The organism is Thalassotalea euphylliae (assembly GCF_003390335.1).
GTDB lineage: Bacteria > Pseudomonadota > Gammaproteobacteria > Enterobacterales > Alteromonadaceae > Thalassotalea_F > Thalassotalea_F euphylliae_B.
Map to the genome: position 1 here is coordinate 3,500,558 of NZ_QUOU01000001.1, position 19,977 is coordinate 3,520,534.

19 protein-coding genes are annotated in these 19,977 nt (G+C 47.5%); 15 read left to right on the forward strand and 4 right to left on the reverse strand.

What is annotated here, in order from left to right:
- Window positions 1-101 precede the first annotated feature (101 nt).
- The 5 genes from DXX93_RS15345 (at window position 102) to DXX93_RS15365 (ending at window position 7,465) form a co-directional block, all read left to right on the forward strand.
- Window positions 102-1,595 carry an imelysin family protein gene (locus DXX93_RS15345; RefSeq protein WP_116008865.1) on the forward strand — a complete coding sequence of 498 codons (1,494 nt, stop codon included), beginning with the start codon at window positions 102-104 and terminating at the stop codon, window positions 1,593-1,595.
- A gap of 274 nt (window positions 1,596-1,869) precedes the next feature.
- Window positions 1,870-3,570: a di-heme oxidoreductase family protein gene (locus DXX93_RS15350; protein WP_116008866.1), complete on the forward strand. Its 1,701-nt coding sequence runs from the start codon at window positions 1,870-1,872 to the stop codon at window positions 3,568-3,570.
- Between the two features lie 16 nt (window positions 3,571-3,586).
- Window positions 3,587-5,080 carry a di-heme oxidoreductase family protein gene (locus DXX93_RS15355; RefSeq protein WP_258872682.1) on the forward strand — a complete coding sequence of 498 codons (1,494 nt, stop codon included), beginning with the start codon at window positions 3,587-3,589 and terminating at the stop codon, window positions 5,078-5,080.
- A gap of 8 nt (window positions 5,081-5,088) precedes the next feature.
- Window positions 5,089-6,264, forward strand: a complete 1,176-nt coding sequence (locus DXX93_RS15360) for an imelysin family protein (RefSeq protein ID WP_116008867.1) — start codon at window positions 5,089-5,091, stop codon at window positions 6,262-6,264.
- Window position 6,265: 1 nt separating this feature from the next.
- Window positions 6,266-7,465 carry a DUF1513 domain-containing protein gene (locus DXX93_RS15365; RefSeq protein WP_116008868.1) on the forward strand — a complete coding sequence of 400 codons (1,200 nt, stop codon included), beginning with the start codon at window positions 6,266-6,268 and terminating at the stop codon, window positions 7,463-7,465.
- A 158-nt stretch (window positions 7,466-7,623) separates the two neighbouring features.
- Here the strand turns inward: DXX93_RS15365 and DXX93_RS15370 are convergent, their stop codons facing one another.
- The gene (locus DXX93_RS15370) at window positions 7,624-8,769 is read right to left on the reverse strand and encodes a PilT/PilU family type 4a pilus ATPase (RefSeq protein WP_116008869.1); all 1,146 of its coding nucleotides are present in this window, start codon (window positions 8,767-8,769) and stop codon (window positions 7,624-7,626) included.
- 39 nt (window positions 8,770-8,808) lie between these two features.
- Complete coding sequence (locus DXX93_RS15375) at window positions 8,809-9,852, reverse strand: type IV pilus twitching motility protein PilT (RefSeq protein WP_116008870.1); 1,044 nt, start codon at window positions 9,850-9,852, stop codon at window positions 8,809-8,811.
- Window positions 9,853-9,890: 38 nt separating this feature from the next.
- On the opposite strand from DXX93_RS15375, the gene DXX93_RS15380 reads away from it, so the two are divergent.
- From DXX93_RS15380 to DXX93_RS15400, 5 genes are all read left to right on the forward strand, one after another.
- Window positions 9,891-10,562 carry a YggS family pyridoxal phosphate-dependent enzyme gene (locus tag DXX93_RS15380; RefSeq protein WP_116008871.1) on the forward strand — a complete coding sequence of 224 codons (672 nt, stop codon included), beginning with the start codon at window positions 9,891-9,893 and terminating at the stop codon, window positions 10,560-10,562.
- A gap of 54 nt (window positions 10,563-10,616) precedes the next feature.
- On the forward strand, window positions 10,617-11,426 hold the full coding sequence (gene proC / locus DXX93_RS15385) for a pyrroline-5-carboxylate reductase (RefSeq protein ID WP_116008872.1): 810 nt from the start codon (window positions 10,617-10,619) through the stop codon (window positions 11,424-11,426).
- A gap of 83 nt (window positions 11,427-11,509) precedes the next feature.
- Window positions 11,510-12,058 carry a YggT family protein gene (locus DXX93_RS15390; protein WP_116008873.1) on the forward strand — a complete coding sequence of 183 codons (549 nt, stop codon included), beginning with the start codon at window positions 11,510-11,512 and terminating at the stop codon, window positions 12,056-12,058.
- A gap of 59 nt (window positions 12,059-12,117) precedes the next feature.
- Window positions 12,118-12,564 (forward strand): DUF4426 domain-containing protein, encoded by a 447-nt coding sequence (locus tag DXX93_RS15395; RefSeq protein ID WP_116009996.1) that lies wholly within the window; start codon window positions 12,118-12,120, stop codon window positions 12,562-12,564.
- Between the two features lie 171 nt (window positions 12,565-12,735).
- Window positions 12,736-13,104 carry a PH domain-containing protein gene (locus DXX93_RS15400; protein WP_116008874.1) on the forward strand — a complete coding sequence of 123 codons (369 nt, stop codon included), beginning with the start codon at window positions 12,736-12,738 and terminating at the stop codon, window positions 13,102-13,104.
- 81 nt (window positions 13,105-13,185) lie between these two features.
- Here DXX93_RS15400 and DXX93_RS15405 read toward each other — a convergent pair whose 3' ends face one another.
- Window positions 13,186-13,578, reverse strand: coding sequence for a hypothetical protein (locus DXX93_RS15405; RefSeq protein ID WP_309545400.1), 393 nt, complete (start codon window positions 13,576-13,578; stop codon window positions 13,186-13,188).
- A gap of 46 nt (window positions 13,579-13,624) precedes the next feature.
- Window positions 13,625-14,587 carry an EamA family transporter gene (locus tag DXX93_RS15410; RefSeq protein WP_116008875.1) on the reverse strand — a complete coding sequence of 321 codons (963 nt, stop codon included), beginning with the start codon at window positions 14,585-14,587 and terminating at the stop codon, window positions 13,625-13,627.
- A gap of 333 nt (window positions 14,588-14,920) precedes the next feature.
- Between DXX93_RS15410 and rdgB the strand changes: the two genes are divergently transcribed.
- The 5 genes from rdgB to DXX93_RS15435 all read left to right on the forward strand — a co-directional run bounded on the left by rdgB (window position 14,921) and on the right by DXX93_RS15435 (window position 19,914).
- Window positions 14,921-15,514, forward strand: coding sequence for an RdgB/HAM1 family non-canonical purine NTP pyrophosphatase (rdgB, locus tag DXX93_RS15415; protein ID WP_116008876.1), 594 nt, complete (start codon window positions 14,921-14,923; stop codon window positions 15,512-15,514).
- Between the two features lie 28 nt (window positions 15,515-15,542).
- Window positions 15,543-16,694 carry a radical SAM family heme chaperone HemW gene (hemW, locus tag DXX93_RS15420; protein WP_116008877.1) on the forward strand — a complete coding sequence of 384 codons (1,152 nt, stop codon included), beginning with the start codon at window positions 15,543-15,545 and terminating at the stop codon, window positions 16,692-16,694.
- Window positions 16,694-17,266 carry a tRNA adenosine(34) deaminase TadA gene (gene tadA / locus DXX93_RS15425; protein ID WP_116008878.1) on the forward strand — a complete coding sequence of 191 codons (573 nt, stop codon included), beginning with the start codon at window positions 16,694-16,696 and terminating at the stop codon, window positions 17,264-17,266. The genes hemW and tadA overlap by 1 nt, the downstream gene beginning before the upstream one ends.
- 90 nt (window positions 17,267-17,356) lie before the next feature.
- The gene (locus DXX93_RS15430) at window positions 17,357-17,872 is read left to right on the forward strand and encodes an ArgR family transcriptional regulator (RefSeq protein WP_116008879.1); all 516 of its coding nucleotides are present in this window, start codon (window positions 17,357-17,359) and stop codon (window positions 17,870-17,872) included.
- Window positions 17,873-18,165: 293 nt separating this feature from the next.
- Entirely contained in the window at window positions 18,166-19,914 is a 1,749-nt protein-coding gene (locus DXX93_RS15435) for a YHYH protein (protein WP_116008880.1), read from the forward strand.
- Window positions 19,915-19,977: the final 63 nt, after the last annotated feature.

Here is a 19,977-nt window from a genome sequence, read left to right on the forward strand (position 1 = left end):
AAATACCTACTACTAAATGGCTCGTATCAGCATTTTTTCGAAAAGATACACTTTACTGTGTAAAAACCAGCGTCGAGCCACAACACTAAGACGAGGATATAATGAAAGTTAGCTCACTAAGTAAAATCGCTGCAGCCTTGCTAGTTGCAACTACTTTAACTGCCTGTGATGGCGATGATGGCAATGATGGTGCACAAGGCCCAGCGGGTCCTGCGGGTGTAGCTGGCCCTGCGGGCCAAAACGGTGCTGACGGCACTAACGGTACTGACGGTGTAACCAACCTAGTGACACGTGACGACGTAGTAAAAACAAACGCCAATATTGCCTACGCAGTCTACAGTGACTCGTTAATTGCTGCGCGTGAAATGCACCAAGTATTAGAAACATTCGTTAGCAACCCAACGGCTGACAATTTGCAAGCAGCGCGTGACGCATGGTTGGCTGCTCGTGAACCTTATGGTCAAACCGAAGTTTATCGCTTCCGCGAAGGCCCAATCGATGCACTAAAAGAAGACGGCACTATTGGTCAAGACGGTGACGGCCCTGAAGGTCAAATCAATGCTTGGCCACTAGCCGAGTCGATTATTGATTACGTTGCAACAGAAGTTGACGGTACAGCAACGGCTGATGCTGGTACTATCGCTGGTGGTATTATTTTCAACGACACCGCTGCGCCAACCATTAACAAAGCAGTTATCGCTGATTTCTTTGAAAACCAAGGCGACGAAGCGAATGTAACAACGGGTTACCACGCTATTGAGTTCTTACTTTGGGGCCAAGATTTAAACGAAGATTTAAGCGGTAATGGTCCACGCGACATGAGCGGCGGTCAACGCCCAGTGACTGATTACTTCAGAAGTGCAGCAGACGGTGATGCCCAAAACGGTACTATCTGTACTGCCGGTCGCAATACTTCTGCTCAAGACGTAGCTGGCGATGCATACGGTAGCTGTGTGCGCCGTGGTCAATACTTACTTGCGGCATCAGAGCTATTAATTGATGACTTAGAGCGCATCGTAAACGCATGGCAGCCAGGCGTTAGTGGTAACCATTACGCAAACTTTGTTGCCGGCGGCGATGCTTCTTTACGCCTAATGTTAGACGGCATGGGTAGCTTGAGCTTAGGCGAACTTGCTGGTGAGCGTATGCGCATTGCACTGCGTGATAACTCGCAAGAAGACGAGCACTCTTGTTTTGCTGACAACACACACCGTGACATTTTCCTAAATGCCAAGGGCGTACAAAACACCTTTACCGGCAGTTACACGCGCGTTAACGGTGAAATTGTTAGTGGTGCTTCACTACAAGATTACCTAGTGGTACAAGAGCAACCGGAGCTTGCTAACACGCTTCGTGCTGCCCTTGAAGATACTATGGTAAAAGCCTCTGTGATTTCTGATCAAGCACTTGCAGGTATGCCTTTTGATAACTTAATTCAACCGGGTAACACGCAAGGTAATGCAATGGTTAATGCGGTTATCGCCAGCTTAGAAAAACAGACTGAGTCTATTGAAGACGTGGTTAGTGAGCTTAACTTACCTAGCATCGAAACCTGTGAAGGTACTGAAACTGGTGTTGGTAACTGCCCACAATAAGCAGCTGCCAAGGTGGCTGTTGAGCCACCTTTTCAAGGATTGAAAAATAAAATAGGGCTTAATTGCCCTATTTTATCTTCAAGGTTTTAACAGTGTTCAACCTGATTAAACCAGTTCAACAAATTATAAAGAAAATGACTTTCTTTTAAGGTATCAACAGCCAATGATGGCTCGCAACGAGTAGGCATTTAAACCGCCACACCATAACTTATTACTGTAACCACTTATTTGATAAGTGTCTTAAACAAATAAGCGCACATGCTTGGGGTTCGCTATGTTTTCTTCATCTAACAGCAAATTAAAAATACTTGCTACGACATTTCTTCTCTCACTCACGGTAAGCTGTGGCGGAGGTGGCGGTGATTCCGCGCCAGAGCCAACACCACCAACTACGCCGGAGCCACCGCCGACACCAGAGCCGCCTCCTGAACCAACAACTGATCACAGTGGTTTATCACCGCTGTCAGCGAGCGAAATTGTCGAGGGTGAGCACTTGTCAGGAGGCGCGGCAACAACAGTAATAGTGAATGATGAAGCGTTTGGCCAGATGCCCAATGCCGTTCAAGATGACTTCACCTTGAATGCAAATTTTAAAGCCGGAAATTTTGTTTTTCGCCGTCAACACGACAACATGGGGCCACTACTCAATTCAGCCACTTGCCAAGGCTGTCACTTAAAAGACGGTCGAGGTTTAGTGCCACGCGCTGAAGACGAGCCAATGCTGAGTATGTTTATGCGCATCAGTCAATCCGATGGCAGCCCAGACCCAATTTATGGCAATCAACTGCAAACCTTTGCCGTGCAATCATTTACCACGAGTGACCGAGATTCAGGCTTACCTGTTGCTGGCGGTTCAATTAATGGTGACCGTCTATTGGGTGAAGCCTATGCCTTTATTCGCTATCAAGAAATTACCGGGCAATACGACGATGGCACTGAGTACAGCTTACGCCAGCCTACTTATTTTATTAAAGATCTGTCCTACGGCGACTTTAACGACAGCGTTAGATTTTCGCCTCGCGTCAGCCCTAGTGTTTTCGGCTCTGGCCTACTCGCCGAAATACCAGCGGCGAATATCCAACAACTCGCCGATGAAAACGATGCCAATGGCGATGGCATATCCGGTCGTGCGGTTATGGTGACTAATAGCGTTAACCAGCAGCAAGAATTGGCACGATTTGGTTATAAACTAACAACGACTAATGTCTTGCAGCAGTCGGCAGGTGCCTATCGCGGTGACATGGGCATTACCAACAAGTTTGCAACAGCAGAGCCGTGCACTGACCAACAGTTGGCCTGTAACCTTGCGGCAGAGCAAGAAACGACAAGCGGCGACGAACTCGACCTCGACGATGTTAGGCTAGCAGAAGTTGAGTTTTATGTGCGTACCCTAGCGGTCCCTCAACGTCGAGGTTTTGATTCAAGTAATGGTACTTGGCAGACAGATGTTAGCAGTGGCCGAGAATTATTTTTTAACACTGGCTGTGTTGATTGTCACACCCCGCGTCATGTCACGGGCGAAGCCGCAGGTAGCGTTTTAGGCGAGTTGAGCTTATCTGGTTTAAGCCCCAATGCTGAGCCCATCGAAGTCTTATCAAACCAAACCATTTATCCCTACACCGACCTATTGCTTCACGACATGGGCGGTAGCTGCCAAGTGACCCGTGAATTAAACGACGGCACGAGCTGTCAAGCAGGTGACGCCTGTTTTTATGTCCAACGCTGCGAAGGGTTAGCTGACGATAGACCGGAAGGACAAGCAACAGGTACGGAGTGGCGTACACCACCACTGTGGGGCTTGGGTTTGGTCAAAACCGTTAACAGCGAGGCCACCTTCTTACACGATGGCAGAGCACGCACCATAGAAGAAGCCATTTTATGGCATGGCGGCGAGGCTAAAAGTGCGCAACAAGCCTTTAAAGCGCTTAGCAAAGCGGAACGCGATCAGTTACTCGCGTTTCTCAATTCACTTTAGAGGTGCAACAGCGTAAGTGAATATCAATAACCTACTCGAGACAACAAAAGAGATAACAAGATTGCGGCTGCCAACGGTTATCTCGTCGTCTATTGGCCTAGTTATTGGCCTCACCGCAATCAATTTACTTGCAGGATGTGAGCAACAACCTAAAACTGTCGCCCCAGCATTCGATGCTAGTGAACATTCGCCCGGTGGCAAAGCGACAATAAAAAACTTCAACTATCGCACCTTTATCAAACCGGGTGCCCACTTAACAGGCTTAGATCGCGTCGATTTTTGGGCGGGTTTTACCTTTTTCGAAATGCCTTGGGTTGAAGCGCCAGCCTCAACAAGTGTTAGAGATGGTCTCGGGCCTTTGTTTAACACCCACTCTTGTCTATCGTGTCACGGTAAAGGCAGTCGTGGTAAGTTCTTTGATGAAGGTATCGGTGAGCAGTCAGGCTTGCTTATCAGGCTGGGCCCTACCCACCCTAACGCGCCCAAAGTTGATCCGGTATACGGTGGCCAAATACAAGTGCGCACCATAGCTGCGGCGAAGAAATACCTTACCGACCCGCTCTTGCCAGAAGCCAAAATTGACCTCGCATTTGAATATACCGACGGCCAGTACGCTGACGGTGAGTCGTATCAGTTGCGTAAACCTATCATCAAGCTAGCAGAACTTGGCTACGGTGAACTGGCCTCAGGTATTGGTCTATCGCCACGATTTGGTCCCAATATTTTTGGTATGGGGCTACTCGATGCGATCAGCGATAAAGACTTAATTGCGCAAGAAGATCTGGCTGATGCTAATGGCGACCACATCAGTGCCAAATACAATCGGGGGCTTGACGTGGTAACGGGTGAAAAAGCCATTGGCCGTTATGGGTTTAAAGCTAAGCACCCTAACTTGCTTCAGCAGGTCACCGATGCATTTAACAACGACATTGGCATTGTAAACCCATTGTTTCCCAATGAAGTGTGCACCGACAGCCAGCCCGGGTGTCAACAAGCATCGAAGATCACCAACCCGAAAGGTGAGCATGAAATTGCCGAACGGTTAGTGCAAGACGTGATGATATTTAGCCGTCATATTGGTGTGCCTCCGGCACGTAATTTAGAGGATACCGAAACCCAACAAGGGCGTGAGCTTTTTTATCAGCTCAACTGCCAAGCTTGTCACACCCCCAGCTACACAACGTCAGCAACTTACCCACATCAAGACCTCGCGAGCATCAAAATTTGGCCATACACAGATTTAGCGCTGCACGATATGGGCGAAGGTCTGGCCGATGGCGTTTTCGAGAACGATGCCAATGGCAAAGAATGGCGCACACCGCCGCTGTGGGGGATTGGCCTGCAACAGCAGGTGCAAGGACAGCAACTCTTCTTGCACGACGGACGGGCGAGAAGTATCAGCGAAGCGATTTTATGGCATGGTGGTGAAGCACAGGCCAGCCAACAAGTATTTAAGCAACTAACAGCAACAGAACGTAAAGCTTTGATAAAATTTTTGCGGGCGATATAGAGGTGAACATGAAAACCAACAAACCACTTAAACTAGTGACCAACAGCGCCCTTGTGGCATTAACACTGAGCATTGCCAGCTGTGGCGGTGGTGGCGAAAGTAGTGAGCCAGATCCCGCGCCAACACCAACGCCACCTCCTGCGCCAGCGCCTAACCCTACGCCAGAGCCACTGACACAAGACCAAGCGTTTGAGCAATATTTAACGGCACTGACCTCACGTGTGATCGTTACTGGCTATCAGAATTTTCAAACTCAAGCCCAAGCGTTAATGGCAACAACGGCAGCAGAATGCCAAAACGCAGGGGCAAGTAATGAGGCCAATGACTTTACTAATATTAAGACGAGTTGGCGCGCGGCCAGCCAAGCTTGGCAAGCAATTATTTGGTTAAAGCAAGGCCCAGCCGGTGATAGCAATAACCGCTTTAAGATTCAAGCATGGCCCGATGCAAACAACACGATTACACATGGCGTCTCGGCGCTAGAAGCTAATCCAGAAACAGTGACCGCGGAAACGGTTGCCGCCGGTTTAGCCGGTAGCCAAGGATTATCAGCGATGGAATATATCTTGTATCGCACTCAAGCAACACCTGTCGATCCGGTTTTTGAGGCCAAAGAATGTGAAGTGCTCTCCGCGATTGCCACCAACGTACACAACTTGAGTGTTAGCTTCACCACGGCATGGCAAGCAAGTGATGGCATTCAACAGGAGCTTATCAATGGTACAGGTAACTATAGCAGCCGCAAAGATGCTATCGAAGAAATCGTCAGTGATCTGCTCGCCTATTCAGAAATAGTCAAAGACGACAAATTGACGGAGGGACTTACCAATACCGCTCGCGCGGAAAATGCGGTAAGTGACCTAACTACGTTTAATGTTCGCGCCAACATCGACAGTTTTGCCAAAGCAGTGACTGCCGATGATGATTTTGGCTTAGATGATGTGTTAATTCGCGCCCATGAACAAGATGCTATCGCAACGCAGCTCATTGAAAGCTATACCGCAAGTATCGCTGCCGCAGCTGCGCTCGACGATAGTTTTCAAACCGAAGCGGGTTCAGTAGAGGGACAAGCAAGAATCAACGCGCTTGCTGATGCGATGGACGTAACTCAAGACCTTATCGATACCGAGCTAGTGCAAGCGCTTGATATCAACCCAGGTTTTAATAGCAACGACGGCGATTAACATGAAGCAATTGAGTCGCTTACCGCGTCGAAATTTCTGCCAACTCTTGGTTGCTGGTGCCACCAGCAGCCTACTGTTTGGCTGTGATAGCTCGGGCGCAGGTAAAGCTAGCCTTGGTCAGTTGCTCTCCTCTGACGTTAACACTAATACGGGGCTTTTTGTCAGCGCATTAAAAGACACCAGTATTGCTGATGATCCTTATTTTATTGGCGTATTTAATCAAGCTGGTGAAATTATCAGTCGAGCCCAATTGCCGGGCCGGGGCCACCAAGTGATTGATGTCCCGAACAAAGCGAACAAAGTGCTCGCCTTTGCGCGTCGTCCTGGTAACTGGTTGGTCGAAATTGATGCGTTAACCGGCGAGATTAGCCAACAATTTACCACAGAAACTCACCATCACTCGTTTGGTCATGGCTGTTTCAGTGCCGACGGCAGGTATTTATTTACCACTGAACACGCCTATACAGAGCAACTTCCTGCTAAGCCAGTGCATGGCAAAATTGTCGTTCGCGATAGCCGTAACTATCAAGTCATTGCAGAATACGACTCAGGTGGTGTTGGCCCACACCAATGTGAGCTAATGCCGGATGGCAAAACCCTAGTGATCGCCAATGGTGGTATTTACACGCACCCCAAGCAACCACGAAAAAAGCTTAATCTCGCGACCATGGCACCGAACTTGAGTTATATGGATATTGCGACAGGTAAAATTATCGCCAGCTATCAGCCTAACCACTTTCAATCGAGTATCCGCCATTTAGCGGTGGCGAGCACTGGACAAGTGATCATGGGCATTCAACAGCAAAACAAGCAAGGGTTGATCGAGCCACTCATTTTGTCCCACCAAGGTGAGAATCAGCTGACGCCAATGCAGGCAAATGAGGATATTTGGCGACAATTCAACCATTACACGGCCAGCGTTTGCATTAACGACGAAGGTACGATTGCCGCGATTAGCTCACCACGAGGTGATATTACCTCTTATTGGCAATTATCGGACTTGACCTTACTGGCCAAACACAAGTATCGCGATGGTGCAGGCGTAAGCTACCATCAAAACGAGTTTGTTTTAACCAATGGTCTTGGCCGCATCGTCGGCAGTCAGCCCGGGATAGCGCAAAAACAGGCCAGGGTGAAACGCGATACTTGGAGCCAAAACTTACATATTCAGTGGGACAATCACGTTGCTCGAATCAGCTGATTTCCAAGATTGGGCTCAAGTGAATTAAATAGCCACGATTGCCATTAACGCAGTATTGAGCAGACAAAAAAATAGCGAGTAAGCCGATGCTAACTCGCTATTTTATTTTTGTTTTCTTTTCTAAAAGAATTAGGCTGTCAAAGCATTAAAGCCCAGTCTTAAAACCTAAGATCGTTTTTCTCTTTTTCTTCGTCCATGCCCGCTAAAGTGACCCCTTGTAAGCCACCTGTTCCGCCTTGGTCGTTCGAGCGCAGTTTGATCATCAAGCGTAGATCATTTGGCGAGTCGGCGTGGTGGAGCGCATCTGCGTAGTTGATGAGTCCTTGCTGATATAGTTCAAACAAGGCTTGGTCAAAGGTTTGCATACCCAGTTCATTGGACTTCTCCATCACTTCCTTGATGCTGCCCACTTCCCCTTTTTTGATCAGCTCAGAGATAAACGGCGAGTTAAGCAGAATCTCTATCGCCGCCACTCGGCCATGACCGTCTTTGGTGGGAATAAGCTGTTGCGCAACAATACCGCGCAGGTTTAGGGCTAAGTCGAATTGCAGTTTCTTGTGCTGATCAGCAGGCACTAAGTGCATGATACGGTCAATCGCTTGGTTGGCGTTGTTGGCATGCAGGGTAGCAATACACAAGTGACCTGTTTCGGCAAATGCGAGCGCGTGCTCCATAATCTCTTGTGAGCGGATCTCACCAATTAAGATAACATCAGGCGCCTGACGCAAAGAGCTTTTCAGCGCGGCATCAAAGCTTTCTGTATCTAGCCCTACCTCGCGCTGAGTGATCATGCTCTTGCCGTGCTCGTGAACAAATTCCACCGGATCTTCAATCGTCAGAATATGCCCGCGGGCGTTTTTATTGCGATAGCCAATTAAGGCCGCCATCGACGTGGATTTACCGGTGCCCGTACCACCGACAAATAGCACTAAACCGCGTTTTGACATCACCACATCTTTCAAAATCGGCGGTAATCCCAACTCATCAGCATCTGGAATGTCGGTCACAATGCGACGAATGACCATACCCGCCATATCTCGTTGCCAAAAGGCCGAGACACGGAAACGGCCAATTTCGTCGATAGAAATCGCGAAGTTACACTCTTTTTCCTCGTCAAACTGCGCTTTCTGCTTATCGTTCATGGCATCGTGCACTAAGCCAAGCGCTTGCTCAGGGGATAGCATTTGCTCGTCAATCGGGCGCAGCTCGCCATTAATTTTCGCACTGACTGGTAACTTAGCCGTGACAAACATATCAGAGGCTTGGTTTTCTACCATGGTTCTTAGTAGTTGATGAAAGTCCATCATTTACTCCTTAACTTACTCCTTAACTGGTCAAACAGCCTAGAAGCCTTGGAACTGGTTTTTGTCTGCCGCTTTTGACGCTGCATCTTGGCGCGTGATCAACCCGCGATTGACGAGGTTCAACAAGCATTGATCCATGGTCTGCATGCCATGCGACATCCCCGTTTGAATGGCAGAGTACATTTGTGCCACTTTATCTTCGCGAATGAGGTTACGAATAGCTGGTACGCCAATCATAATTTCATGAGCCGCAATTCGGCCCCCCCCCACTTTCTTAACCAGGGTTTGCGAAATAACGGCGCGTAGTGATTCAGACAACATCGAGCGCACCATAGATTTTTCTTCCGCTGGGAAGACATCAATAATACGGTCAATGGTTTTAGGGGCTGAGGTGGTATGTAGCGTGCCAAACACTAAGTGGCCCGTTTCTGCTGCTGTCATCGCTAGGCGAATCGTTTCCAAGTCACGCATCTCACCGACGAGAATAACGTCAGGGTCTTCACGCAGCGCCGAGCGTAATGCGTTATCAAAACTCAAGGTATCGCGGTGCACTTCCCGTTGGTTGATCAGGCACATTTTATTGTCGTGAACAAATTCAATCGGGTCTTCAATGGTCAGAATATGGTGGAACTTATTGGAGTTGATGTAATCAATCATCGCCGCTAGCGTGGTTGACTTACCCGAACCCGTTGGGCCTGTCACCAGCACTAAGCCGCGCGGAGTATCGGCAATGTCACGGAAAATATCGGGGCAACCCAAGTCGTCTAGGGTCAGTACTTTGCTTGGGATAGTACGGAACACGGCCGCCGGCCCACGCGCTTGGTTGAAGGCATTTACCCTAAAGCGTGCTAAATTTGGCACCTCAAAGGAAAAATCCACTTCCATATGCTCTTCATATTCTTTACGCTGTCGGTCGCTCATAATGTCATAGACCAAGGCGTTTACATCTTTGGCGTCAAAGGCAGGAATATTCAACTTACGAACATCGCCATCAACGCGAATAGACGGTGGCGTACCTGTCGATAAATGCAAGTCAGATGCATTATGCTCAACACTAAAGGCCAATAATTCGGTAATATCCATAAGAACCTCTTATTTCGGGTAAATTTTCATTAATCACCATGAACATTAAAGATAATTTAACGCAAATCCAACAACAAATAGCCATCGCCTGCCAAAATACTGAACGCGCACCAAACGCGGTGCAATTATTAGCGGTCAGTAAGACTAAGTCGGCAGAGATGGTGATGCAAGCGTACCAAGCGGGTCAGCGCCACTTCGGTGAGAACTATGTGCAGGAAGCTGTCGATAAAGTGTCTCAATTGTCGCATCTGTCAGATATTTGCTGGCATTTTATCGGGCCAATTCAGTCCAACAAAACTCGGCTCATTGCCGAAAATTTTGCTTGGGTACACAGTGTTGACCGTATCAAAATTGCCACGCGCCTTAATGATCAAAGGTCTGCCCAAGATACTCCCCTGAACATCTGTTTACAAGTGAATATTAGCGGTGAACAAGCGAAATCAGGCGCAACGCTCGACGAGCTAAATGCCCTTGCCGCCTATGTGAATAATTGCCAACACTTAACCTTGCGTGGCTTGATGGCAATCCCACAAAAACAAGCGCCGATCTCTGTGTTCAACCACATGCACCAACTGTTTACCGATTTGAAAAAGAGCTACCCAACCATAGATACCTTATCAATGGGCATGACTAATGATATGGACGCTGCTATCGCCGCGGGTTCAACTATGGTGCGTATTGGCACCGCTATTTTTGGCAGCCGAGACTAGCGCAACAGTCACAGAGAACAATAATCACAGAGCACAATAATCACAGAGAAGCATATGAACAAAATCGCATTTATCGGCGCAGGCAACATGAACCGCGCGATTATCGCTGGCTTGATCAACAATGGTGTCGAGCCAAGTAGTATCACGGTTTCCAACCCTTCAGCCCCCAAACGCGAAGCGCTCGCCAATGACTACGGCATTCATCAAACGCCAAGTAATAGCCAAGCTGCGGAGCATGCCGATACTATTGTACTTGGGGTTAAACCACACTTAATTGAAACGGTTTGCCGCGAATTAGCCCAGACCATTGATATTGACCACAAGTGCTTTATTTCGGTGGCAGCAGGCACCACCATGGCACAAATTCAGGCAGCACTGGGCGAAGACAAAGCCGTTATTCGCGCTATGCCCAATACCCCTTCTCAACTGGGGTTAGGCGTTACAGGGGCTTTTGCCTCAGCACAAGTGAATGACGAACAACGGATCGCCGCCGATCGCCTCATGAAAGCCACAGGCATTGTAAAATGGCTAGCACAAGAATCAGAAATCGATCACATTATCGCCGTTTCTGGCTCCGGCCCAGCCTACTTTTTCTTATTTATGGAAGCCATGGCAAGTGAAGCGGAACGACTAGGTTTCAGTGCTGATGACGCTCGAACACTTGTCCAGCAAACGGCACTGGGCGCGGCTCAAATGGTCGTGGAGAACGATATTGCTATCGGCCAGTTGCGTGAAAACGTCACCTCCAAGGGCGGTACCACACAAGCCGCCCTAAACACTTTTACCGAGGGCGGCTTGGCACAGCTGGTGAGTGACGCCATGCAAGCAGCCATTGCCCGTGCTAAAGCAATGGCAGCAAAATAATTTAACAGTTTTTATTGGTTTAGGCTCGATCATCAAGGCGCTGTCACCTATGATTGAGCTGTTTTCTCAACTAGGAGTTTTTAATGGAAGCAGTCGTTTATTTATTGCGATTTTTCTTCGACGCCGTTGTGACCTTACTCATTCTTCGCGTATGGCTACAAATGGTTCAAGCCGATTTTTACAACCCACTCAGTCAATTTGTGGTTAAAGTGACCAACCCACTGGTTGTGCCATTTCGTCGCCTCATTCCCGGCATTGGCGGTTTCGATGTGGCAACCATAGTCGTGGCACTGTTTTTCGCCATTTTAGAATGGGTGGTTTTCCAAGGTTTGAGCACAGGTCAAATTGATTTCTTATTTGCCATGTACTTGGGAACGCTCGCGCTGATCAAGCAAGTGGGCTTCTTGTTATTTATCATTATGCTAGTGATGGCAATTATGAGCTGGGTGGTACAAGGTTATAACCCTACTATGGTGATATTCCAGCAGCTTACCGAACCCTTCTTGCGCCCAATCCGCCGAGTTGTACCTGTGATTGGTGGTTTAGACTTATCGATTTTAGTCGCGTTTTTAGCGTTGAACGTAGTCAATATTTTACTGACTGGCGCAGTCCCATACTGGGGTGGCGTTTAAGTCCCACTTTCGCGGTATTAGCTATAATGGTTAATAACGTATTTCGGATGGAGTTTACGATGAAATCAATTCGCACTTGGCTGAGCAGTACATTGACTCTCATTGCGCTAGCACTTGCCAGCTTGTCTGCCAGCGCGGAGAATATGAAAACCTTGGGCTCTTTAGACGTTCACTACATGGCCATCGGCGCGACATTTTTAACGCCACAAGTGGCTAAAAGTTACGGTATTGAGCGCAGTAAATACAATGCGCTGATTAATATCTCGGTGATGGATAACACTAAGGCCAATAAACCCGCCAAAGCTGTTGGCATCTCTGGTACCGCACTCAACTTAACAGGCCAATACAAACGTCTGGAGTTTGCCGAAGTGCGTGAAGGGCAAGCCATTTACTACCTCGCACAACTTAACTTTCGCGATAAAGAGAAAGTTAAATTTGAAATTAACATTACCGATGGCAATGAAACGCACCAGTTAGTCTTTGATCAAACGTTTTATGTTGATTAATCCAAAGCAGCCCATACTGCTGTAGTAACTGATTAAGCCGCTTTTGGGAAACTAAAGGCGGCTTTTTGTTATTAAAATAAAGCTGTTGAGCCCAGCTTTATTATGCTGCTACATTTATAACCAGAACATAATCACTGACAAATTTGCTTCGCTAAACCACAAGGAATAACAATGATTGATTTTAATAATAAAGAAGTGTTTAAGCTTAAACAAAATGAAGAGTATGGTGAGATGGTCACTGAGTTGTTGATTGATGGCGAAGAAATTATCGATGCCTATAAATCAATGCGTGACGGGGTAGTGTTTACCAGCAAACGTATTATCGCCGTTAACGTGCAAGGCATTACTGGCAGCAAGAAAGACTTTACCTCACTACCTTACAAAAATATTGTCGCCTACTCAGTGGAAACCTCAGGTACGTTTGACTTAGATTCTGAGCTAGAAATTTACTTTTCAGCCTTGGGTAAAGTGAAGTTCGAATTTAATGGTCAAACGTCGATTTTGGCGATTTCCAAAGTGATTTCTGAGCATACGTTGTAAACCTGTATTGGCTCTCATTCATGCTAGCCTAACAAAGTTGGGGTGTTAGGTTAGCTCACCCTGCTTTTCCTACCTCAAAAGTTATCCCGTACACTGATTGACTTTAGCCAATCCCATATCGATATGAGCAACGATATAACCATACTCTTTCTTGGCAAGTATGCCTTGTTTATAGTGAGACTTGGCGACCTCATGTGACCATTGTTGCCCACATGGCGCATCGGGAATACGGGTATCAATATCGAGCAGGTAAGTTTCTTCAATTACCCCGCCTTTATTAACCACACTCTTCGCACACAGACTCAATGCGTATTCAACCGCATATTTATCAACACTAGGCAGCCCGACAAATTCAACATCACAGGCAAGCTTTTTCCTTCCCTGTGCATCCTGATAATAAAGCTGACCCGTTGTGCACGACATTAATACCAAGATTACAGCGCTGCTGATGGCGACCTGTAATTTACCTTTCACCGTTTGTATGCTCCTTTACCTATGCCACTTATTTTTTATTTTCCTGCTAGCCTTTCGCGTTGCGACTCACCTTGAGTTTGAATAATTGCGCCAGCCGCTCGCCTTTCATATTAATCACTAATCCAAACATCACAACCACAATCCCTAGCCATTGCCCGCTCGTCACTTGTTCATTTAAAAACACCATAGCGCAGAGCAAACCGACAACGGGTACAGCAAGAGTTAGCGGCGCCACTTGGCCTGCTGGATAACGGGTGAGCAAGTAGCTCCACAAGCTATAACCGAGCATGGACGCACAAACTGACAAATACAGCAGTACACCAAACCCGGTGAGATTAAATTGCGCTAAGCTCGCCACAATTGCCTCGCTACCTTCAAATAGCAAACTTGCGACGGCAAAAGGGATCAATGCAAACCAAGAAGACCACACCACTAAACCAAGCCCAGGATTATTTCTTAGACTCGGTGCGCGACTTCCGCTCGATGAATGAGCGTTAGCCAAGTAGCCCGCTTGATTGATCTTGCGATTAATCACATTACCACTGCCCCAAAGTGCTGCGGAGGCAATAGTGAGTGCAAAGCCAATAGCTGTCATCTGCGTAGCTTGCTCGCTCAAACCAATAATTGTCAGGCCAGCCCCGGCCACCAGCATGGCGAGTAGTTGCGCAGGCTTTATCGCTTCGCTTAGCAGTAATGCCGACAACACAATGGTGAAAAGCGCTTGTGATTGCAACACCAGCGAAGCAAGCCCTGCTGGCATACCAAAGGCAATCGCGCAAAAGAGTAAAGCAAACTGCCCAAAGCACAAAGTTAATGCATATAGTGCTAACCAGCGCAGCTTAATATTCGGGCGTTTCACCAATAAGCAACCAATCACACCGACAAACAAAAAGCGCCCCGCGCCCATCATCAGTGGCGGCATATGCGCTAATCCCCATGCGATAACGATAAAATTAAAACCCCAGATGGCGACGATAACAAAAGCGAGCAAACTATCTTTAAGTGACATCCATATATTCCAGTAAACCCTAGATTAGCAAATCCAAGGAGAGTAAAACCAAGCCGCTACGACTTCGATGGCGAACCTCTCTAAAAAAGCCTAAAAAACCGTAAAAAACAAACGAGCGAAGCACACGCTAGCAGCTTAATCTAACAACTAAACATCGCTGAAAACATATACAATTTGTTCAACAAAAATCACTTTTCTGTGTAGCTTGTGATACGCCTCTATTATTAGCTACATTCATTAGCCGTATTGAATAGCCCACTCCTACCCTAGCGTCTTGTTTAACGCTATAATGCGCGCAATTTCAATTCACCCCGTCTGGATAACCTAAGCCTTATGACCAAAATTGTTTTAGCCACAGGCAACCAAGGTAAAGTTAATGAACTTGCCAACTTATTGGCAGCGCATAACATCGAAGTATTGCCACAAAGCCAATTCGATGTGCCGGATGTTGCCGAAACCGGCACCACCTTTGTTGAGAATGCCATTATCAAGGCGCGCCATGCAGCTAAAATTACCGGCTTACCGGCGATTGCCGACGACTCAGGTCTGGCGGTTGACGCGCTTGGCGGCGCTCCGGGCGTGTATTCTGCTCGTTATTCCAGTGACATCGCCGACCAAGTTAGCAACGCGACAAATAACGATAAACTACTTGCTGCCCTTGCCGATGTACCAGAACAAGAGCGCACAGCCAGATTCCACTGCGTGTTAGTGTATATGCGCCATGCCGACGACCCAACGCCAGTGATTTGCCACGGTGTGTGGGAAGGTTCAATTTTAACCGAAAAGCGCGGCGAACAAGGCTTTGGCTACGACCCGCTGTTTTGGGTAGAGCAGTACCAATGTAGCTCTGCTGAGCTTGACCGCAGCGATAAAAATCAGCTGAGCCATCGCGGTCAAGCGCTTGCCCAGTTAGTTAAGCATTTTTAAATGTAGCCAGCAAAAAGTTACCTAATCGATGAGTTTATTGGTTCAACAGCCGTTATCGCTATACATCCACATTCCGTGGTGCGTGCAAAAGTGTCCTTATTGTGACTTTAATTCACATGGCATCAAATCAGCACTGCCAGAGCAAGCATACACAGCAGCACTGCTCAAAGATTTAGACGATGATATTGCGCGTTTCAAACTTAACGATCGCAAACTGCACAGCATCTTTATTGGTGGTGGTACACCAAGCCTGTTTTCAGCTAAGGCCATTGGTGAAATTCTTGCGGGTGTTTTTGCACGCTTTGATCACGACAGTGATATCGAAGTGACACTGGAAGCCAACCCAGGTACGGTTGAAGCTGATAAATTCAAAGGCTTTGCCCAAGCTGGCGTGTCGCGCCTATCTATTGGCATACAAAGCTTTGAATCAGATAAGCTGATCAAATTAGGCCGCATTCACGATAACCAGCAAGCAATCCGTGCGGCACAGTTTGCCAAGAGCTGCGGGGTCAAAAGCTTTAATTTAGACCTGATGCATGGTTTGCCGGGGCAGTCGCTCGATGCTGCGATGGATGATTTAGCGCAAGCTGTCGCACTTGAGCCTGATCATTTGTCTTGGTATCAACTGACCATTGAGCCTAACACCGCGTTTGGCTCAAAACCGCCAAAACTGCCCGCAGATGAAACCTTGTGGGATATCCAAGAGCAAGGAGTGCAAGTACTCGCCAACGCGGGCTTTCAGCAGTATGAAATTTCGGCATACAGCCAAGCGGGTAAGCGCAGTCAACACAATATCAATTACTGGCGTTTTGGCGATTACCTTGGCATTGGCTGCGGTGCACATGGCAAAATTACTGACCTTGCCAGCGGCGAGATTTATCGCACCGTAAAAGTCAAACACCCCAAAGGCTACCTTGAAGCAGATCGCCCTGCCCTTGATCACCTCAACACAGTAGGTGCAGAGGAGCTGCCGTTTGAATTTATGATGAACCAATTAAGGCTTAGAGAAGCTTTTGATATTGCACGTTTTTCAGCAACCACAGGTTTGCCCACAAGTGCCATTGCAGCGCCACTAGCACTTGCTCAATCAAAAGGCTTGCTGGTCAACAAGGGCCAAGAATGGCAAGTATCAATACTCGGCCATCGCTATTTGAACGATTTGCTTGAGCTGTTTTTATAATGAAAGAAATTGCGGCATTAACTCACGAGTCCAATAGCTCAGACAAAGCAGTATTTACAGCCCAAGATCACAAGTTTATGACAAGGGCCATGGAACTGGCGCAAATCGCTGAGCAACACAATGAGATTCCCGTTGGCGCCGTCGTTGTTTATCAAGGAGAGATTGTCGGCGAAGGTTACAACCGCTCCATCATTGACAATGATCCTTCAGCGCATGCGGAAATGATGGCAGTGCGCGCGGCAGGTAAAACGCTGGGGAATTACCGCCTGATTGACTGCACCTTATACGTTACGTTAGAGCCTTGCCCCATGTGTGCTGGCCTATTAGTACACAGCCGAGTCAAGCGTGTGGTATTTGCAGCGCCAGATGAAAAAACAGGCGCGGCGGGAACGGTATTTAACTTAACACATGAGCCTAAGCTAAATCACCTCATTGATGTTAATTCTGGCTTGATGCAAGCGGAATGTAGCGCTATGCTGTCGCACTTTTTTAAACGACGCCGCGCCGAAATTAAAGCGGCCAAGCAGTTAAAGAAGCAGCAACTGGCGCAAGCACAGCAACAAGAAAAGTAGCGAGCGGCGCAGCAACTGGCAATAGAGTCAATTAACTGCACTAGTCAATTCTCATAAATTTACAATTATTTATCATATAGTTATCACAATATGACACAAAGTAAACCAACAACAACCAAACAAGTTCAAGGCAAACAGAAAGAAGAACAGCAGTTGCTGCAAGTGTTTAAATCACTGATTAAGCAAGGCAGCTATCGCTCGCAAGAAGAGTTGGCATTCGCGCTAGCACAACAAGGCTTTGAGCACGTATCCCAGTCAAAAGTCTCGCGTATGTTGGCAAAACTGGGCGCGGTTAAAACCCGTAATAGCCAAAACGAAATTTGTTATAACTTGCCTGACGCGCTAATCATCCCGAAAACCAAGCACCCGATTGAAACTATCGCGCTCGACTTAAAGCACAATAACTACCAAATCGTATTGAAAACAGGTACAGGTGGTGCGCCATTAATGGCGCGTGTTTTAGACTCGCTAGAAGAGTCGATTGGCATACTGGGCACCATTGCCGGTGACGATACCGTGCTGATTATCCCCGAAGATATTGCGCAAATCGACGCAATTTCGCAAGCGATTATCGATATGCTTGATATTCCAACTAGGCGCAATTAATGGCGCCTAATCCCCTAAGCTACATAATTGTTATATGAGTGCTAAATTAGGGCGATCAGCGCGCTACAAAAGCACTATGTGTTCAACTCACTTTCTTTAATGACTTCTTTGTAGTGTATGACTCTGCTAGAGAGCGGCTCTGTTAGCGAACGAAGCGATTAAAAAGTAAACCTGACAACCTCATCCCCCCAAAGCTTACCTTTACAGAATATTTACGTTGGGCGCGTTGTACTAAATTTCGCCATTTTATATAGTGAGGCCTCGACGTGTATTTGCGTATAAAGAGGTTCGCTATGAAGTTGTCTCCCGTCATTCTTCCCGTAATAACTCCTGTACTGACCAGTTTGTGCTTAGTAACCGCTTGCGGTGGCTCATCTAGCGGAGGCAGTAACGATACACAAAATACAACGACACCGCCTGCCGATAGCACACCGCCATCAACTCCAACACCCGCACCAAACAACGCTCCGGTGGCAAATGCTGGTGAAAACCAGTCGATCATACTAGGTAATACCGTTTCATTAAGCGGTGCGCAAAGCGCCGATAGTGACGGCGATAGCCTGAGCTATTTGTGGACGATGAGCAATGCGCCAGATGGCAGTACCGTTTCCCTCACCAACCCTGAAAACGTCAATACTAGCTTTACACCAGACATTGCCGGTGACTATGTGATCAGCCTTACGGTAAGTGACAGCGAACTTGAGCACACAGCCAGTGTCACTGTTGCCGTCAGCCCGTTGAGTGCAGAAAATCAAACGCCAATCGCTGATGCAGGCACCAACCAAAGCGCCAATGTTAGTGAAGCAGTGTTGATTTCGGGAGAAAATAGTCGCGACCCCGATGGGGATAGCCTCGCTTATCAATGGGCATTTACAAATAAGCCGAAAGGTAGCCAAGTTGCCCTAAGCCAAGCACAATCCGTGGCAGCTTCATTTGAGTTTACCCCTGACGCCAGTGGCGACTACGCGTTACAGTTAACTGTGAGTGATGGCGAAAGCACTTCTTCTCCCGTTAGCATCACCATTACCGCCCAAAGCAATAACCTTGATATCACAGATAAAATTTTCGTCGAACAATCCGGCAGTTGCGCTGAATACTTAGGTACATATCAGTCGAGTGTTGACGATATCAAACGCGGCTTAGCCTTTAACGGCAGCGTCAGTATTAGCGCCGATAGCAGCGAGTGTTTAATTCAAGTAAACCAAATTCCCAATCACGACTTTAACGACCAAAGCGCTCGTTTTGCCAATGATGTCCAAGCAGTGCTGTCGAGCTATCGCATTCCAATCAAACCAGAGCCGAGCGCGACGCCTGCCAATTTGGTCATCGGGACTACCGAAGCCATTATGCTTAACGGTGTCACGCTCGATATATTAGCGGCTGCCTGTTATGGCGTCGGCGACGAGCCGTTAGGCCGCGAGAAAATAGGCTGTGGCGCCAATCAAAACGACAACCCGTGGCGCTACGATCCGATGTCGCCACTGAACACCTTTGGCACCGATATTCACAACGCTCACACACAACCCAATGGTAAATATCACTATCACGCCAATCCTGTTGCGATGTTTAGCCAAACCTGCACAGCAGGTATCGCCTCGCCAGTGATCGGCTTTGCGGCAGATGGCTACCCGATTTTTGGTAGCTGTTTTATTGACTCAACAACTGGCGAAACTCGCAAAGCACTTTCCAGTTATCAACTCAAAGATAATGGCGGCCCAAGGCAAGCCGTTGATGGCTTTCAAACCCCACAGGCAGGTGTTGGCGATATTGCCAGCAATAACTACGATGGCCAATTTCGTGGTGACTGGGAATATGTACAAGGCGCAGGAGATTTAGATCAATGCAATGGCATGGTGGTTGACGGCCAATACGGCTACTTTATTACCGATAGTTTCCCCTGGGTGATCAACTGCTATACCGGTGAAGTAAACTCATCTTTTAGCCGCTCAGTTGAATTAGAGCGTCGTAGCCATAGCCACAGTGTTAGCCACGATTTTAGCCACGACGAAATGCATGAAAACAGTATTGAGCATGAACATTAAAGCTGAGCACGCGCACTAAAACAAGTGCTTCCATAGCCGATAATAAAAAGGTAAGAGAAAAAA

Coding starts and splice junctions, on each gene's coding strand:
- DXX93_RS15345 (WP_116008865.1), top strand. CDS start 102: ATGAAAGTTAGCTCACTAAGTAAAATCGCTGCAGCCTTGCTAGTTGCA.
- DXX93_RS15350 (WP_116008866.1), top strand. CDS start 1,870: ATGTTTTCTTCATCTAACAGCAAATTAAAAATACTTGCTACGACATTT.
- DXX93_RS15360 (WP_116008867.1), top strand. CDS start 5,089: ATGAAAACCAACAAACCACTTAAACTAGTGACCAACAGCGCCCTTGTG.
- DXX93_RS15365 (WP_116008868.1), top strand. CDS start 6,266: ATGAAGCAATTGAGTCGCTTACCGCGTCGAAATTTCTGCCAACTCTTG.
- DXX93_RS15370 (WP_116008869.1), bottom strand. CDS start 8,769: ATGGACTTTCATCAACTACTAAGAACCATGGTAGAAAACCAAGCCTCT.
- DXX93_RS15375 (WP_116008870.1), bottom strand. CDS start 9,852: ATGGATATTACCGAATTATTGGCCTTTAGTGTTGAGCATAATGCATCT.
- DXX93_RS15380 (WP_116008871.1), top strand. CDS start 9,891: ATGAACATTAAAGATAATTTAACGCAAATCCAACAACAAATAGCCATC.
- proC (WP_116008872.1), top strand. CDS start 10,617: ATGAACAAAATCGCATTTATCGGCGCAGGCAACATGAACCGCGCGATT.
- DXX93_RS15390 (WP_116008873.1), top strand. CDS start 11,510: ATGGAAGCAGTCGTTTATTTATTGCGATTTTTCTTCGACGCCGTTGTG.
- DXX93_RS15395 (WP_116009996.1), top strand. CDS start 12,118: ATGAAATCAATTCGCACTTGGCTGAGCAGTACATTGACTCTCATTGCG.
- DXX93_RS15400 (WP_116008874.1), top strand. CDS start 12,736: ATGATTGATTTTAATAATAAAGAAGTGTTTAAGCTTAAACAAAATGAA.
- DXX93_RS15410 (WP_116008875.1), bottom strand. CDS start 14,587: ATGTCACTTAAAGATAGTTTGCTCGCTTTTGTTATCGTCGCCATCTGG.
- rdgB (WP_116008876.1), top strand. CDS start 14,921: ATGACCAAAATTGTTTTAGCCACAGGCAACCAAGGTAAAGTTAATGAA.
- hemW (WP_116008877.1), top strand. CDS start 15,543: ATGAGTTTATTGGTTCAACAGCCGTTATCGCTATACATCCACATTCCG.
- tadA (WP_116008878.1), top strand. CDS start 16,694: ATGAAAGAAATTGCGGCATTAACTCACGAGTCCAATAGCTCAGACAAA.
- DXX93_RS15430 (WP_116008879.1), top strand. CDS start 17,357: ATGACACAAAGTAAACCAACAACAACCAAACAAGTTCAAGGCAAACAG.
- DXX93_RS15435 (WP_116008880.1), top strand. CDS start 18,166: ATGAAGTTGTCTCCCGTCATTCTTCCCGTAATAACTCCTGTACTGACC.